This window comes from Roseovarius conchicola (assembly GCF_041403425.1).
Classification (GTDB): Bacteria; Pseudomonadota; Alphaproteobacteria; order Rhodobacterales; family Rhodobacteraceae; genus Roseovarius; species Roseovarius conchicola.
The window spans coordinates 1-14,021 of sequence record NZ_JBGEHK010000018.1 but is presented as its reverse complement, the minus strand read 5'-3'; the positions used below and the strand labels follow the sequence as shown (position 1 = coordinate 14,021).

The 14,021-nt window shown below is 55.4% G+C and carries 9 protein-coding genes and 1 CRISPR repeat array; of the genes, 5 read left to right on the top strand and 4 right to left on the bottom strand.

Annotated elements, in window-relative coordinates; translation table 11 throughout:
- The 5 genes from V6N02_RS22200 to cas2 all read left to right on the top strand — a co-directional run.
- Positions 1-1,717: type IV secretory system conjugative DNA transfer family protein (locus V6N02_RS22200; protein WP_371229877.1), on the top strand; the 1,717-nt coding region annotated here is incomplete at its 5' end.
- A 20-nt stretch (positions 1,718-1,737) separates the two neighbouring features.
- A complete protein-coding gene (locus V6N02_RS22195; RefSeq protein WP_371229874.1) occupies positions 1,738-2,550 on the top strand; it encodes a replication-relaxation family protein in 813 nt (270 codons plus the stop codon).
- Between the two features lie 331 nt (positions 2,551-2,881).
- Positions 2,882-6,139, top strand: a complete 3,258-nt coding sequence (gene cas9 / locus V6N02_RS22190; RefSeq protein WP_371229871.1) for a type II CRISPR RNA-guided endonuclease Cas9 — start codon at positions 2,882-2,884, stop codon at positions 6,137-6,139.
- A gap of 63 nt (positions 6,140-6,202) precedes the next feature.
- Positions 6,203-7,114, top strand: coding sequence for a type II CRISPR-associated endonuclease Cas1 (cas1, locus tag V6N02_RS22185; RefSeq protein WP_371229868.1), 912 nt, complete (start codon positions 6,203-6,205; stop codon positions 7,112-7,114).
- A complete protein-coding gene (gene cas2, locus V6N02_RS22180; protein WP_371229866.1) occupies positions 7,111-7,455 on the top strand; it encodes a CRISPR-associated endonuclease Cas2 in 345 nt (114 codons plus the stop codon). Before cas1 ends, cas2 begins: the two co-directional genes overlap by 4 nt.
- A 73-nt stretch (positions 7,456-7,528) precedes the next feature.
- A CRISPR array of direct repeats spans positions 7,529-9,542; the repeat unit is 36 nt; unit sequence ATTGTAGCTGTTCAAAATTCGCGGTCCAGCCGCAAC.
- 107 nt (positions 9,543-9,649) lie between these two features.
- On the opposite strand, the gene V6N02_RS22175 is transcribed toward cas2, so the two are convergent.
- The 4 genes from V6N02_RS22175 to V6N02_RS22160 form a co-directional block, all read right to left on the bottom strand.
- Positions 9,650-9,835: a helix-turn-helix transcriptional regulator gene (locus tag V6N02_RS22175; RefSeq protein ID WP_371229863.1), complete on the bottom strand. Its 186-nt coding sequence runs from the start codon at positions 9,833-9,835 to the stop codon at positions 9,650-9,652.
- A 70-nt stretch (positions 9,836-9,905) separates the two neighbouring features.
- Entirely contained in the window at positions 9,906-11,039 is a 1,134-nt protein-coding gene (locus V6N02_RS22170) for a tyrosine-type recombinase/integrase (protein WP_371229861.1), read from the bottom strand.
- A 339-nt stretch (positions 11,040-11,378) separates the two neighbouring features.
- Complete coding sequence (locus V6N02_RS22165) at positions 11,379-13,283, bottom strand: DUF262 domain-containing protein (protein ID WP_371229859.1); 1,905 nt, start codon at positions 13,281-13,283, stop codon at positions 11,379-11,381.
- 11 nt (positions 13,284-13,294) lie between these two features.
- The gene (locus V6N02_RS22160; RefSeq protein WP_371229857.1) at positions 13,295-13,741 is read right to left on the bottom strand and encodes a hypothetical protein; all 447 of its coding nucleotides are present in this window, start codon (positions 13,739-13,741) and stop codon (positions 13,295-13,297) included.
- Positions 13,742-14,021 lie beyond the last annotated feature (280 nt).

Sequence of the window (14,021 nt, the reverse complement as noted above, 5' to 3'; positions counted from 1 at the left end):
GCCCGCGCTCTGCAATACGGTCGAAGGGGCGCGCTACCGGGACATGCTGGCCAAGGCCGGACAGGCCCGCAGCGACAAGGCAATGGTCGGGCAAGCTTTGGATACTATCAGTCTGGCGCTGGCTCCAATTGCGAACGCCGTCCCACCGCTTGAAGGCGAAGTGCTGGTCGAGGTCACTCAGTTCACCCAACCCCTGGGTCAGGCGGTGCAGAATGTCATCGCACCGTTTTTTGAAGACAACGACTATCAGCTCTTCAAAGCCTTGCGACAACGGCTCGATGCCAACCTCACAGGCACCCATCGCACCAACCCGGTCTATCCAGTCGATTACAAAGGCGATGATGTGGTGGAGACCTACCTGCGCGGCACACATCTCAAGGCGCTCTTCTGGCTCAAGACCCCTTTCACCATTCCCGACGAGCGCCGCTTTGAGCACATGCATATGGTGGCCGGATCCGGGCATGGCAAAACCCAGACCCTGCAATACTTCATCTCCAAGGATCTAGAGGCCGTGGCACGGGGTGACCGGACAATCATCGTCATTGATAGTCAGGGCGACCTCATCAACACCATCCTGGCGGCCAAGACCCTGCCGCCTGAGCAGATCGTGCTGATCGATCCAGAAGACATCGGCTATCCGGTTTGTCTCAATCTCTTCTCCGTCGGGCAGCATCGACTGGACAGCTACAGCCCGCTCGAGCGCGAGCGGCTGACCAACTCCATCATCGAGCTTTATGATTTTGTTCTGGGCTCGCTGCTCTCGGCCGGGATGACCGCCAAGCAGTCGGTGGTCTTCCGCTACGTGACGCGGCTCATGTTCCATATTCCCGACGCCACCATCCACACTCTGCGCGAATTGATGGAGCCGGGCGGCACTGAGACATACCGCGACCACATTGCCAAGCTGGAGGGCACGCCCCGCCGCTTTTTTGAGACCGAGTTCGACAGCAAGGAGTTCGCCAACACCAAGACCCAGGTGCTGCGCCGCCTCTATGGCGTTCTAGAAAACCAGACCTTTGAGCGGATGTTTAGTCACCCGCAATCCAAGTTCGACATGTTTACCGAAATGGGCGCAGGCAAGCTCATCCTGATCAACACGGCCAAGAGCCTCCTGAAAGAACAAGGCACGGAAGTCTTTGGACGCTTCTTTATTGCACTGATTGCCCAGGCCGCGCAGGAGCGCGCCACGCTGGCCGCCCGCGACCGTTTGCCCGCCATGGTCTATGTGGATGAAGCGCAGGATTACTTCGATCAGAACATCGGCGTCATCCTAAGCCAGGCCCGGAAGTATAAGGTCGGGATGGTGATGGCCCACCAATACCTTGGCCAGCTCGCGGGTGGCCTGCAGGAAGCCTTTGAGGCCAACACCTCCATCAAACTGGCCGGGGGTGTCTCCGCCCGCGATGCCCGCACCCTGGCCGGACAGATGTCTGCCGATCCGCAGCTGATCCTGCAGCAACCCAAGGGCACCTTTGCCACCTATGTGCGCGGCCTGACCGAGCGCGCGGTCCCGATGAGCTTTCCGTTCTTTGTCTTGGAGAAGCTGCCACAGGCCACAAAAGATGAGATTGCGGCCATCCGGCAACAGTGTCGTCAGGCCTATGCGGAGCCATGGTCGCCCACGGTCCACCATGAGCAGCCAGACGAAAAGGAGCCGCCCGAGGCTCAAGATAAAAACGACCCTGACGACCCACTCAAACCTTCGCCAGAGCTGTGAGTTCCGGCATGCTGCGCGGTATGACCTATGCCGTACCAAAACAAACCCCAACATCCCTGCGCCCTACGGCCCGAGAGCTGCGCTGGTTTGCCCATATCGACCGCCACGGGCCTCAGAGCAGCGAATTCCTCTTCGAGTGGACCCGAGACACCCATCGGTGCAAAGACACCGCTCTCAGGCGCTTACAGGCCCTTAGAGAGGCTGGGTACCTCTACCTACCGCGCCAGCAGCGCCAGATCGCCCGTGCCGAGTTCAACCCTTACGTCTATGACCTGACACAGAAAGGGTTTGAATATCTGAGCTATCACCAGTCACTGGAACGCGCGACCAGACCGACAGGGCATTGGTGGCACGGGTTCTGGGTCTCGGTGGTCACCAGTGCCATCGAGATACAGGCGGCGCGCACCGATCTGGAGTATGTCCCTGCCGCCCGCATTTTGGCCATTAAGCAGGCCACGCTTGGCATGCCCTTAAGCAAGGGTCAGCTAATCCCAGATCAGCTCTTCGCCATCAAGTATCCAAATGGCTACCGCGCGTTTGCCCTCGAAATGGATCGCGGAACTGAGCCGGTGCAATCTCAGGCGGCCCGGAAGTCCTTGCGGCAGTCTGTGGCGCAATATCGTGAGGTGTTAGAGAGCAAATTGCACCAGAGTCACTATGGTTTGAAGAGCAATCTGATTGTGCTCTGGGTGTTTCAGAGCTGTGCGCGGGAGCGGCAGTTTCGGGCGTTGTTGAGATCAGATGAGACCGCGTTCAGGACTGCGGTTATTGAGGCGGAGTTTCCCACAACGAGCGTGATCCTGGATAACGCTGAGTACGTGCTGTCGTTCTAAATGCATTCCACTTCCAGCACGTGCTCGAAATTCTATAGAAGCAGTGGTTTGGGGAAGCACAGGTAATTCTGCTTGGCCAGCGACTGGACCTTCGGTGCAGAGGGACAATACAACACAGTCTCCCACGAAGCAGACATGCGATACATCCAAACGAAGAAACGCAGGCCGTAGCCTGCGTTTCAATGTGATGCAATCGAATGCTTGTTAACGGCTCGACCGCGAATTTTGAACTCTTTTATTATGCAGGCTGGAGCCCAAGCGTCAAGCACCCTTTCAGGTTGAATTCTCTGTTGCGTGATGCAAGTGTTTTAGTCCTCTGGGGAGAGGTAAAATGCGCTTAGGTCTGGATATCGGAACGAATTCCATCGGCTGGTGGCTCTATGCGACCGAGAACGATCAGATCGCCGACGTGCTCGACGGCGGCGCGCGCATATTCTCCAATGGCCGTGATCCAAAATCAAAGGCCTCCCTTGCCGTTGATCGTCGTGCCGCCCGGGCGCAACGCCGTCGGCGCGACCGGTTCTTGCGCCGCAAGGCCGCATTAATGAAGCGGATGGCGGAGGCGGGGCTGATGCCTGCCGACCCGGCCGAGGCCAAGCAACTGGAGTTGCTGGACCCCTATGCGCTGCGAGCCCAGGGGCTTGATCACGCGCTGCCGCTCACTCATTTCGGGCGCGCCTTGTTTCACCTCAACCAGCGGCGGGGCTTCAAATCAAATCGCAAAACGGACCGCGGTGACAATCAAAGCGGCAAGATCAAAGATGCCACCAAACGGCTGGACGAGGAAATGGCCATCAAAAAGGCGCGCACCTATGGCGAGTTTCTGCATATGCGGCGCCTTGAAAAACCAGAGAAACCATCGCTTCAAACGCGCATGAACAAGGATGGCAGTCGAACTGATGATCGGATGACCAAGACCGTGCGCACACGCCTGTCTGTCGCCCGTCGCGACAACGCCGAAAAGGCAGAGGCAGGGTATGATTTCTATCCCGACCGCCGCCATTTGTCAGACGAGTTCGATCTGCTGTGGGCAGCACAGGCATCGCACCACCCGGATGTGCTGACCGACGATCTGCGCGACGAGATTGCGCTGATCATTTTCCATCAACGGCCTCTGAAATCACCCAAGGTCGGGATGTGCCTCTTTACCGATGAAACGCGCATTCCCAGCGCGCATCCGCTGAACCAGCGGCGCATCCTGCTGGAAACGGTGAATGCCTTGCGGATTACGGCACGAGGCGAGCCTGCGCGCGGACTGACCCGTGAAGAGCGCGATCAGATCATTCATGCGCTGGATAACAAGAAACACACCAAGTCGATGTCCGGCATGTCGATGAAGCTAAAGGCGCTTGGCAAGGTGATCAAGCTGCGCCCGGAGCAGTCGTTCACCCTGGAGACCGCCAATCGCGATTCTATTGCCTGCGATCCCGTCCGGGCCAACCTGTCCCATCCGGCCCGCTTTGGCCCACGTTGGTCCCAGGTTGACGCTGACGGGCAATGGGACGTGATCCAGCGTATCCGTGCCGTGCAGAGCGAGGCGGAGCATAATGCATTTGTGGTATGGTTGATGGACACGCACGCCCTTGACCGTGAGCACGCAGAAGGCGTGGCACACGCCCCCTTACCCGAAGGCTATGGGCGATTGGGGCTGACGGCGACAATGCGTATATTGGAGAAACTTGAGGCGGATGTGATCCCCTACAGCGCCGCGGTTGCCGTCTGTGGCTGGCATCATTCGGACGGGCGGACTGGCGAGGTTTTGACGGAACTGCCCTATTACGGGCAAATCCTCGACCGCCACGTGATCCCCGGCACATATGATAAGGCCGACGATGATGTGACCCGCTATGGGCGTATTACAAATCCGACGGTGCATATCGGGCTCAACCAGTTGCGGCGTTTGGTGAACAAGATCATCACCGTCTACGGTAGACCGAATGAGATCGTTTTGGAACTGGCCCGCGATCTCAAGCTGTCAGAAGATCAGAAGCGCGACTTGCAGCGTGATATCAAGAAGAACACCGAGGCGGCGATTGCGCGGGGGAAGAAGCTGGAGGAGATGGGCATTCCGAATACCGGTGCCAACCGGATGGAGCTGCGGCTTTGGGAAAGTCTCGGCGATGATGTGATGACCCGCAACTGCCCTTACTCCGGCCAACGCATCAGCGCAGGAATGCTGTTCGATGGGTCCTGTGACGTGGATCACATCCTGCCTTATTCACGCACACTGGATGATGGGTTTGCCAATCGCACGCTTTGTCTGAAAGAGTTCAACCGTCAGAAAGCCAACAAAACTCCATGGGAAGCCTGGGGCAATACTCCGCAATGGGAAGCCATCGTGGCCAACCTCAAGAACCTCGCGCCCAACCGGGCCTGGCGTTTTGCGCCTGACGCAATGGAACGGTTCGAGGGCGAGAAGGATTTTTCGGACCGCGCGTTGAAAGACACCCAGTACCTGTCGCGTATCGCCCGCACATACCTAGATGCGCTTTACGATGGGCAGGACAAAAAACGCCATGTCTGGGTAGTACCCGGTCGGATGACCGAAATGCTGCGCCGTCATTGGGGACTGAACAATTTGCTCACCGAAGGCAAAGCCGCCGTCAAGACCAAGAACCGCACAGATCACCGCCATCATGCCATTGATGCTGCCGTGGTTGCCGCCACGGATTACAGCCTGATCAACCAGATCAGCAAAGCCGCTGGCCGTGATGAAAAAGACGGCAAGGGTGCGGAAGAGGTTGCCCGCACCACCCCCGCACCTTGGGACGGGTTCCGCGCCGATGTAAAAGCCCAATTAGACAAGATCATCGTATCCCACCGCGCGGATCATGGCCGTATCGACCGGGAGGGTCGCAAAAAGGGTCGCGACAGCACCACCGGTCAACTTCATAACGATACCGCTTATGGCATTGTGGATGATGAGAGCGTGGTCAGTCGCACACCATTCCTGTCGCTTAAACCGGGAGATATCGAACTGACAACACGCGGCAAGAACATCCGTGACGCTCAGTTGCAAAAAGCACTGACTGTGGCGACCAGAGGCAAGGAGGGGAAATTGTTTGAAGAGGCGCTGCGCGCCTTTGCAGCAAAGCCGGGTCCTTATCAGGGCATCCGCCATGTGCGGCTGATCGAAACCCTGCAAGCTTCGGCGCGGGTGCATGTGCCAGATGCGACTGGCAAACCAGTAAAGGCCTATAAAAGCGGAAGTAATTATTGCCTGGAGGTTTGGAGGTTGCCAAATGGTAAGATTGAAAGTCAGCCTTTGACCACATGGGAGGCGCACAATCTAACATCTGTCAAACGCCCGCATCCGGCAGCCAAACGCCTGCTTCGAATACACAAAGATGATATGGTTGCTATTGAACGCGATGGGGAGACCGTGATTTGCTACGTGCAAAAGACCGACCCCGCAAATGGCGCATTCCTAGTTCCTCACAATGAGGCGAACGCCGACGCGCGCAACAAGGATAAATCCGATCCTTTTAGGTGGTTTCAAATGTCTGGCGGTTCCTTGATCAAAGCAGCTGCGCGCCGCGTATATGTCGATGAAATGGGCCGCATGAGAGACCCAGGTCCAGCCTCATAGCAGGCAAGATTCGCGCGAATCGATAAATTCTGCCATGCTTCCAATGGGTTGAGAGTGTGATACATGGATCAGATCATCGATATAGCGACAGACGGTCGCCACTTGTCGCGGGATCGTGGCTTTCTGAAGGTATCTGAAGATGGCGAAGAAATCGGACGTACGCCTCTGGATCAGATCGCCGCTGTCATCGTGCATGCCCACGGCACAACCTGGTCCACATCCCTTCTGACCGAGTTGGCCGAACGCGGCGCGCCTGTTGTCTTATGTGCCGCCAACCACGCTCCGAAATCCGTATTGATGCCGCTCGAAGGTCACCATGTTCAAGGTGCGCGTATGCGGGCACAATGGCAGGCCAAAACGCCGTTCATCAAGCAAGCCTGGAAACAGGTGGTGGCTGCCAAAGTCAGGATGCAAGCCGCGACCCTCGAGGCCATTGGCGAACCGCACGCACCTCTGCTGATGATGATCCGCAAAATCACCTCTGGTGACAGCACCAATATCGAGGCGCAGGCCGCGCGCCATTATTGGCCGCGTCTCATGGGGCCTGATTTTCGTCGCGACACCGGAGCAGCCGACGAAAACGCACTGCTGAATTATGGTTACACCGTCTTGCGGGCCGCGACCGCCCGCGCGGTTGTTGCCGCTGGTCTGCACCCCACGATCGGCCTCTTTCACGCCAATCGCAGCAACGCTTTTGCCTTGGCTGATGATCTGATGGAACCGTTCCGCCCATTGGTTGATTGTGCCGTCCGTTCCATTGTTATCGCCCGTGGCGCTGAGGTTGACACCGATGCCAAGCAAGACCTTGCCCGATTGATCGCCACCGATCTGCCTCTAGGTGACGGCGTCACACCGGTTTCGGTGGCCTTGATGAAATCGGCGACCTCTCTTGGTCAAAGTTTCGAGGCCGGGAAACTAGTCCTCGCGCTACCAGAACCCCCCGATGCGTTGACCCTGGCGGGACTGGGGAAATGAGCGCAACCGTAACCCATTTGTCAGGATACCGTCTTATGTGGATTCTTGTGATGTTTGATCTGCCAACCGACACCAGGCAACAGCGAAAGGCGGCGGGCATTTTCCGCAATTTCTTGCTGGATGAAGGGTTCGAGCGCAGCCAATTCTCGGTCTATGCCCGTTTCGTGAACGGCAAAGAGGCCTTTACCACGCGCGTGAACCGAATCGAGCGTCATTTGCCAGATATGGGCGACATTCAGATCCTGAACTTCACCGACCGCCAATATCGTGATATTGTTCATTTCTCGGATCAGGGCCGTCGGAAGGCCCGTGAGAATCCAAAGCAATTGGTGATGTTCTGATGCGATTCGCGCTGAAAACCCACAACAGCCTTCTGACTAAGTCCTTTGGTTTCAGGATCTTAGACAGAGAGCTATTGTAGCTGTTCAAAATTCGCGGTCCAGCCGCAACAAGCCTCGAGGACATTGAGATCGAGGCTGGATTGTAGCTGTTCAAAATTCGCGGTCCAGCCGCAACGATATAGGCGATTCACAATGCCGGATGAAGATTGTAGCTGTTCAAAATTCGCGGTCCAGCCGCAACCAGGCGGAACTAGGGACGTTTCGGCAGAGTATTGTAGCTGTTCAAAATTCGCGGTCCAGCCGCAACCGTCATGGGGACGGGCACTTACACTTTGCTATTGTAGCTGTTCAAAATTCGCGGTCCAGCCGCAACCTGCGCGAGCGCATCCACAAGCGCGCTGCCATTGTAGCTGTTCAAAATTCGCGGTCCAGCCGCAACGTGCCTTTGCGGCGCATGACCCGCGCCCAGATTGTAGCTGTTCAAAATTCGCGGTCCAGCCGCAACTGGCTTGTGGCCGTGTTGTTTCAGAGGGGCATTGTAGCTGTTCAAAATTCGCGGTCCAGCCGCAACTGATCGACATGCCGGGCATTTCCGATCCGATTGTAGCTGTTCAAAATTCGCGGTCCAGCCGCAACGCCCGGGCGGCAAGGGTGGCCTTGCGGCCATTGTAGCTGTTCAAAATTCGCGGTCCAGCCGCAACGCCAGCCAGCATGTCGCGGTCGATGGCGTCATTGTAGCTGTTCAAAATTCGCGGTCCAGCCGCAACAGGGCCATGCCGGTGATCCTGACAGACCCGATTGTAGCTGTTCAAAATTCGCGGTCCAGCCGCAACTCTATTTGGGGTCATGGGTTTGTTGAGTTTATTGTAGCTGTTCAAAATTCGCGGTCCAGCCGCAACGCTATCGCTGTAGCATCCTATGTTACCAAGATTGTAGCTGTTCAAAATTCGCGGTCCAGCCGCAACCTATGCCTGCTGACGTTGGTAATTTTGGTAATTGTAGCTGTTCAAAATTCGCGGTCCAGCCGCAACGTCCGCCGAAAGGTAAGAAGGTTTTCTATGATTGTAGCTGTTCAAAATTCGCGGTCCAGCCGCAACGATCGCCTCGGTCGCACGCTCAGCGGCGTGATTGTAGCTGTTCAAAATTCGCGGTCCAGCCGCAACTACAGCAACACCCACAGCGCCGACGCCATCATTGTAGCTGTTCAAAATTCGCGGTCCAGCCGCAACCTTCGCCACCCTGCGCACCGAATTCGATGATTGTAGCTGTTCAAAATTCGCGGTCCAGCCGCAACAACGGTGCTGGACTTGCTGCGTGCTTATGTATTGTAGCTGTTCAAAATTCGCGGTCCAGCCGCAACGACGGGACCTATGATCACGGCTATCCTGCTATTGTAGCTGTTCAAAATTCGCGGTCCAGCCGCAACGGAAGACCCGCGTTGACGCTGGTTCGGGGAATTGTAGCTGTTCAAAATTCGCGGTCCAGCCGCAACTGCGGGGCATCACGCCCGCGAATGGGTATGATTGTAGCTGTTCAAAATTCGCGGTCCAGCCGCAACACCGTTCCACACAACACCGGGCATGAGCTCAATTGTAGCTGTTCAAAATTCGCGGTCCAGCCGCAACAGATACTTCCGGTGCCGCTCGCTCACGGCGATTGTAGCTGTTCAAAATTCGCGGTCCAGCCGCAACAGAAGACAGCAACAAGCCCCCGGCAAGGTTATTGTAGCTGTTCAAAATTCGCGGTCCAGCCGCAACATTGAACAGGGTGTCACGGTCCTTCTCGCTATTGTAGCTGTTCAAAATTCGCGGTCCAGCCGCAACACGATCCCGGGGCAAGCCAGCGGGGCCACCATTGTAGCTGTTCAAAATTCGCGGTCCAGCCGCAACGTCCAGCGTACCGTTTCGACGCGGCAGATCATTGTAGCTGTTCAAAATTCGCGGTCCAGCCGCAACAAATGGAACCTAGTTTCTAATGTCGGTTATATTGTAGCTGTTCAAAATTCGCGGTCCAGCCGCAACAGACCTGGCCCGCTCCCATTTGTCTCACCTATTGTAGCTGTTCAAAATTCGCGGTCCAGCCGCAAGCTGCATAACGGCGGCTGTATCGCCCGCGATCTCTGTTTTAAGCGGCAATAAATGGACGACCGAGCTGTGCACACCCGGCCGCCCACGCTCCCGCACGGGGAGTGTCGTTAGGGCATTTCTCTGCTATCCAGCCGTTGTTGAAGCCAATCTAATACCTCACTCTCGACCCATCCCACTCTGTTAGGGCCGAGAATGATCCGTTTGGGGAATTTCCCGGACTTCTCCAGACGTGCAATGTGTTGCGGCGAATACAAGACCAACTCCTTCAACTGGCGCTTCGACAATATCCTCATCGCTATCTCTCCATGATTGAAGAGCATCGCGATGCTCGGGTTTCGACAAATTCCCCGAGGAGTTGTCAGTTTAGCAATCAGCAGTCAGTTTGACGAGAAATTCGTCATAAGCCGCCACGGCGGCACGCATTTCTTCAAGATATGTATGCCGGTTGTACACGGCAGCAACGCCACTAATGGTTCCCGAGACATGATTGAGGAGCTTCTCCGTAACGTGGATAGGCGTCCCTAATTTGGCGTGGGTGGTCGCAAAGGTTCGCCTAAGATCGTGCAAGGTGTAAGGTGCGACTTCTTCAAGCTGCCCATCAAACCGCTGTTTGGCTTTACCCCAACCATTGAAAACAGTCCCGTTCTCGTGGTTGGAGGGAAACAAATACTGGTTGATGCGCGGTAGGCCAGAAAGTACCTCCACTAACGCCTCGCCAATTGGGATGCTGTGTATGCGACCGTTTTTGGTCAGCTCGGCAGGTAACGTCATCAGACCTTCGCCTTCATCAACGAAAGCCCATTTAAGATTTGCAGCCTCGCTACGCCGCAGACCAGTCAAAATAAGTATCTCGACTAGGGGGCCATACGGGTAAGGCACAAGTCGAGCCTGGCGGAGTACGGTTCTCAGCTCGTCTTCGTTAAGTACCCGCTCTCTAGCGGTTGCTGGTTTGAAACCACGGAAGCCCTGCAGCGGGTTGCTAGGCAAATAGTCCTCACGGACGGTCCAATTCATGAGAGAGCGCACAACTACAAAAGCATGGTGCTGTTCACTTGATGAGGTCGAGATACGACGGATTTTTTTTAACAAATCCCGCTTTTGGATATCAGCCAAGTTACGTTTTCCGAAACGGAAATGCGCATCTAGCCGCTTGCGATAATACGCAACAGTGTTGGGTTTGTTCTTACGTTCACAGTCTTCAAGAAACCGCTCGCGGGCCACTGCCCAGCTGATGGAGCGTTGGGTATCGAGGCCAAGGGTGTATTCAGCCAATAGTTCTTTAGCTTTGTCTCTGGCTTGTTTGAGGCTCACGGTCGGATAACGCCCGATGGTCTTGCGTGTGCGATTGGGTCCGTACACCAAAACAAAGCTCTTGGCACCGCCTTGAGACACGCGCACCCCGAAACCCGAAAAGTTCTCATCCCAATACGTCACCTGCCCCTTTGGCGACGGTAAGATGGCTTTCAGGTAACGGTCAGTCAGACAAGTGGTAGGCATTCTTAGGCTCTCTATAGGCTCGGAAATAACACGTGCTTAGGCGTTTTCAGATGTTCCGCCATGTTAATAGATTTCTCTTAATATTTTGATAATGAATAAATTTAAGGATGTCTATGTTCAGATATGTGAAGCACCCAAAGTGGATTGAAAATCCTCGTGTCGGTGGTTCGATTCCGCCCCCGGGCACCACTTTTACTAAATCAAATCAAGTGGTTATATGCGTTTTAATCGTGGGAGCGCTTGCTGAATTTGGGCCGGGGTATCATTCGGGTATCAAATCGCGCACAGCGTTAAGCACGTTGCCGAAGTTCCAATCCATCGAAACGATGGATGACGTGTTCATTCGGCATCCTCCAATCCAACCCAACGCGCAACCGCGAGATCGGCCAACCGTTCGCCACGTTCGCGGATTTCTTCTTCCGTCCACTGGGGCTTACTGCTGAACCATTTGTTTAAGAACAAACCTGTGTGTTCTTCAAACTTGGCTTTCTTCTCATCAAAGCTCTTGTTGCCGGATGAGATGTTAAGCCCACCAGTCAATAGCGTCAGGTTGCCCAAAGTATGCAGTGTAGCGTTTCTCGCAACTGCATTTGCGTCTTCGTCCGACGGTTGACCAGTAGAACCATCCTCGTATGGCCAATCATCTCCCCATGACTGAGGCATGACGTGTTCGACCCAAAGGTCTGACGGCTGGTCAGTCTTCTCGGCAAGTTTCGATTTGCTAGCTACTTCAAGTTCCCAAAGAATGTCCGTTAGCCGAGGGCGCGGCGAAATTGCGTAGGCGCTTTCATTCAGGATGCCTTTCCGAACGTCACTATCGCTTGGAAACCGGCTACTGGCCCCTGCTTTTTTGGAAAAGTAGCCTTTGAACGACGCAACCGACACGCCGTTGGAAAGGAACTCGGCGGCAATTGATTGGAATACCTTGTTGAGGTTCTTGGTCGTGAGGTTGCACAACGTTCGGCGCACCAAATACGAATAGATCAGTTCAACCAGTTGTTCCCGCTCCTCCGGGGGAACGTCTTCGCTGCCGATTTGCAAAGCAACCGGATAGACTGTCGTAACCTGCCATGTGGTCAATTTGCGACCGAGCCATTGTAGGGAAGGATCGCAGTCTTCCTTTCCTTCAAGCGTTCGATAGACCGGAGCATATCGCTCGATAAGTTTTAGCTCGTCCTCGACGTTCTCGAAACGTGGTTTGCTTTTTGGTACAGCAAACGCCCGATACTCCGCGTAAAGTTCTCGGATTGAAATCTTCTGACCAGTTTCGGCGGCGAGCATATGAGCGAGAAAGTGGTCAAGGCGTGGACGAGTTGGGCGGGCGTTAGGCGCAGGTTCACGCCACCACGGATGATCCAGAGGGTCCCATAGTTTCTTGTATAGAGTTTCCACCTGAGCCTTCTGCTTCTCTGCGCGATGGAAGATGTTGTTGCGCACGAGGTCCATTGCCAAAAGCGGCTCGCCTTTGGAATTTAGAGTCTCAAAGATCACTTGCGCGTCAACGCTTTCGCCAAGTGTGATTACCACCAACTTCAAACGATCCAGCAGCGCACTTAGGAGCGCCTCTAGGCGCGCCGACACGTCTTCGGGCGTCACACCCTCGTCAATCTGATCCTCTGTATCTTCAGGCTCGTCTAGGGCCCCTTCAAGGTCTTGCGGCCCCTGCTGCACAAAGGCTTCGATCCATTGACGGAACAGATGATAGGCGCGGAACGCCCGTTCTGGTCGGTTCTTTGGCACCGACTTGCCCCAGAACATCGATTTATACTTTTTGTCGGCTTCGGCAGCGGTGAGATCGATAATGTCGTGGAACAGGTCGCGGTCGGAGGGCGTCGGGGTCAGCTTGAACCGCGTGAGAGGATCAGTGTCTTTTCCCTTCGGCTCATTTGTCAAATAGGGTCGAATTTCTTCAATCATGTGATCCTGACCATGACTGCGAGCAACCTCGCGCAAGGCGGCAAGGAAAAGCTGGAAAGTGGTCAATCGCTGCTGGCCATCCACCACCTGTACTGTGGGCGTGAATGCAAACTTTGCGCCGCTATCGACCGGGGCAAGGATCAGCGCGCCCATGTAGTGTTCGAACTTACTTTCTTCGTCTAGCACCTCGGCCGCTTTAGCCGTGACATCCTCCCAAAACGGGATCAGACGTTCGTCGCCCCACTGATACTTGCGTTGATAAAGCGGCACCATAAAACGGCGCGCTTCCTTCAATACGACTTCAACCGGATGATCGTCTGCGTCCATCTCAATTACTCCTAACCAATAACCACATTGTCGCTGTCACGCGGCAGCTCCCAGAACTCGACGTCATGCGGGATCATGTGGCTTTGTGTGCGACGAAAATAAGCGAGCAGGCTTTCACCCGTGCGGACACGCAGGCTCTGCTCGACGAAGAATATCTTGCGGTAGATGGGTGGGGCCATGTGGAAATAAAACATCGCCTCCGCCCAGTTTTTCATCTTGGCGCTGGGAACCACGTCGCCCTTTGTCCAAGTCTGCGACTTGCACTCGACGATCACGGGCGGGTCTGCCAAGCCAAGATCGAAGGTGTGCAGCTTCTTGTCGTTCCCCAGACCACAGGGCACCTTGTGGTTCATCTGCAAGGGGATGCCGTGGGCGGCTAGGATGACGCGGGCGCGGGCCTCGAAATCACGGCCGACATGGGCGTTGCTGATCGATCCTTCACGCTGGAAATTGGTCATTCTGCGTTCCAAACGTGCGCGGTCTCGGCGTCAAAAAAGCTGTAGGAAACCTTGCGGCCCCCGATTGCATGAAATGCCGTTAGCTTGGCGTCGAACTCTCGAAGCTTGCCTGCGTCCGGTTTGTAGATGCCGAACCAGACATGCTTGGCTTTCGATCCTGTCTGACGTCAGCGTCGATGGGACAGTTTAGGGCGATTTGATAAGGGAGGGTTTCTGGCCCATCGTAACCACCAAGGAGTGGAGATGAGACAGAAACCCGGAACACGTAAGAGCCACGGCG

Coding starts and splice junctions, on each gene's coding strand:
- V6N02_RS22195 (WP_371229874.1), top strand. CDS start 1,738: ATGACCTATGCCGTACCAAAACAAACCCCAACATCCCTGCGCCCTACG.
- cas9 (WP_371229871.1), top strand. CDS start 2,882: ATGCGCTTAGGTCTGGATATCGGAACGAATTCCATCGGCTGGTGGCTC.
- cas1 (WP_371229868.1), top strand. CDS start 6,203: ATGGATCAGATCATCGATATAGCGACAGACGGTCGCCACTTGTCGCGG.
- cas2 (WP_371229866.1), top strand. CDS start 7,111: ATGAGCGCAACCGTAACCCATTTGTCAGGATACCGTCTTATGTGGATT.
- V6N02_RS22175 (WP_371229863.1), bottom strand. CDS start 9,835: ATGAGGATATTGTCGAAGCGCCAGTTGAAGGAGTTGGTCTTGTATTCG.
- V6N02_RS22170 (WP_371229861.1), bottom strand. CDS start 11,039: ATGCCTACCACTTGTCTGACTGACCGTTACCTGAAAGCCATCTTACCG.
- V6N02_RS22165 (WP_371229859.1), bottom strand. CDS start 13,283: ATGGACGCAGACGATCATCCGGTTGAAGTCGTATTGAAGGAAGCGCGC.
- V6N02_RS22160 (WP_371229857.1), bottom strand. CDS start 13,741: ATGACCAATTTCCAGCGTGAAGGATCGATCAGCAACGCCCATGTCGGC.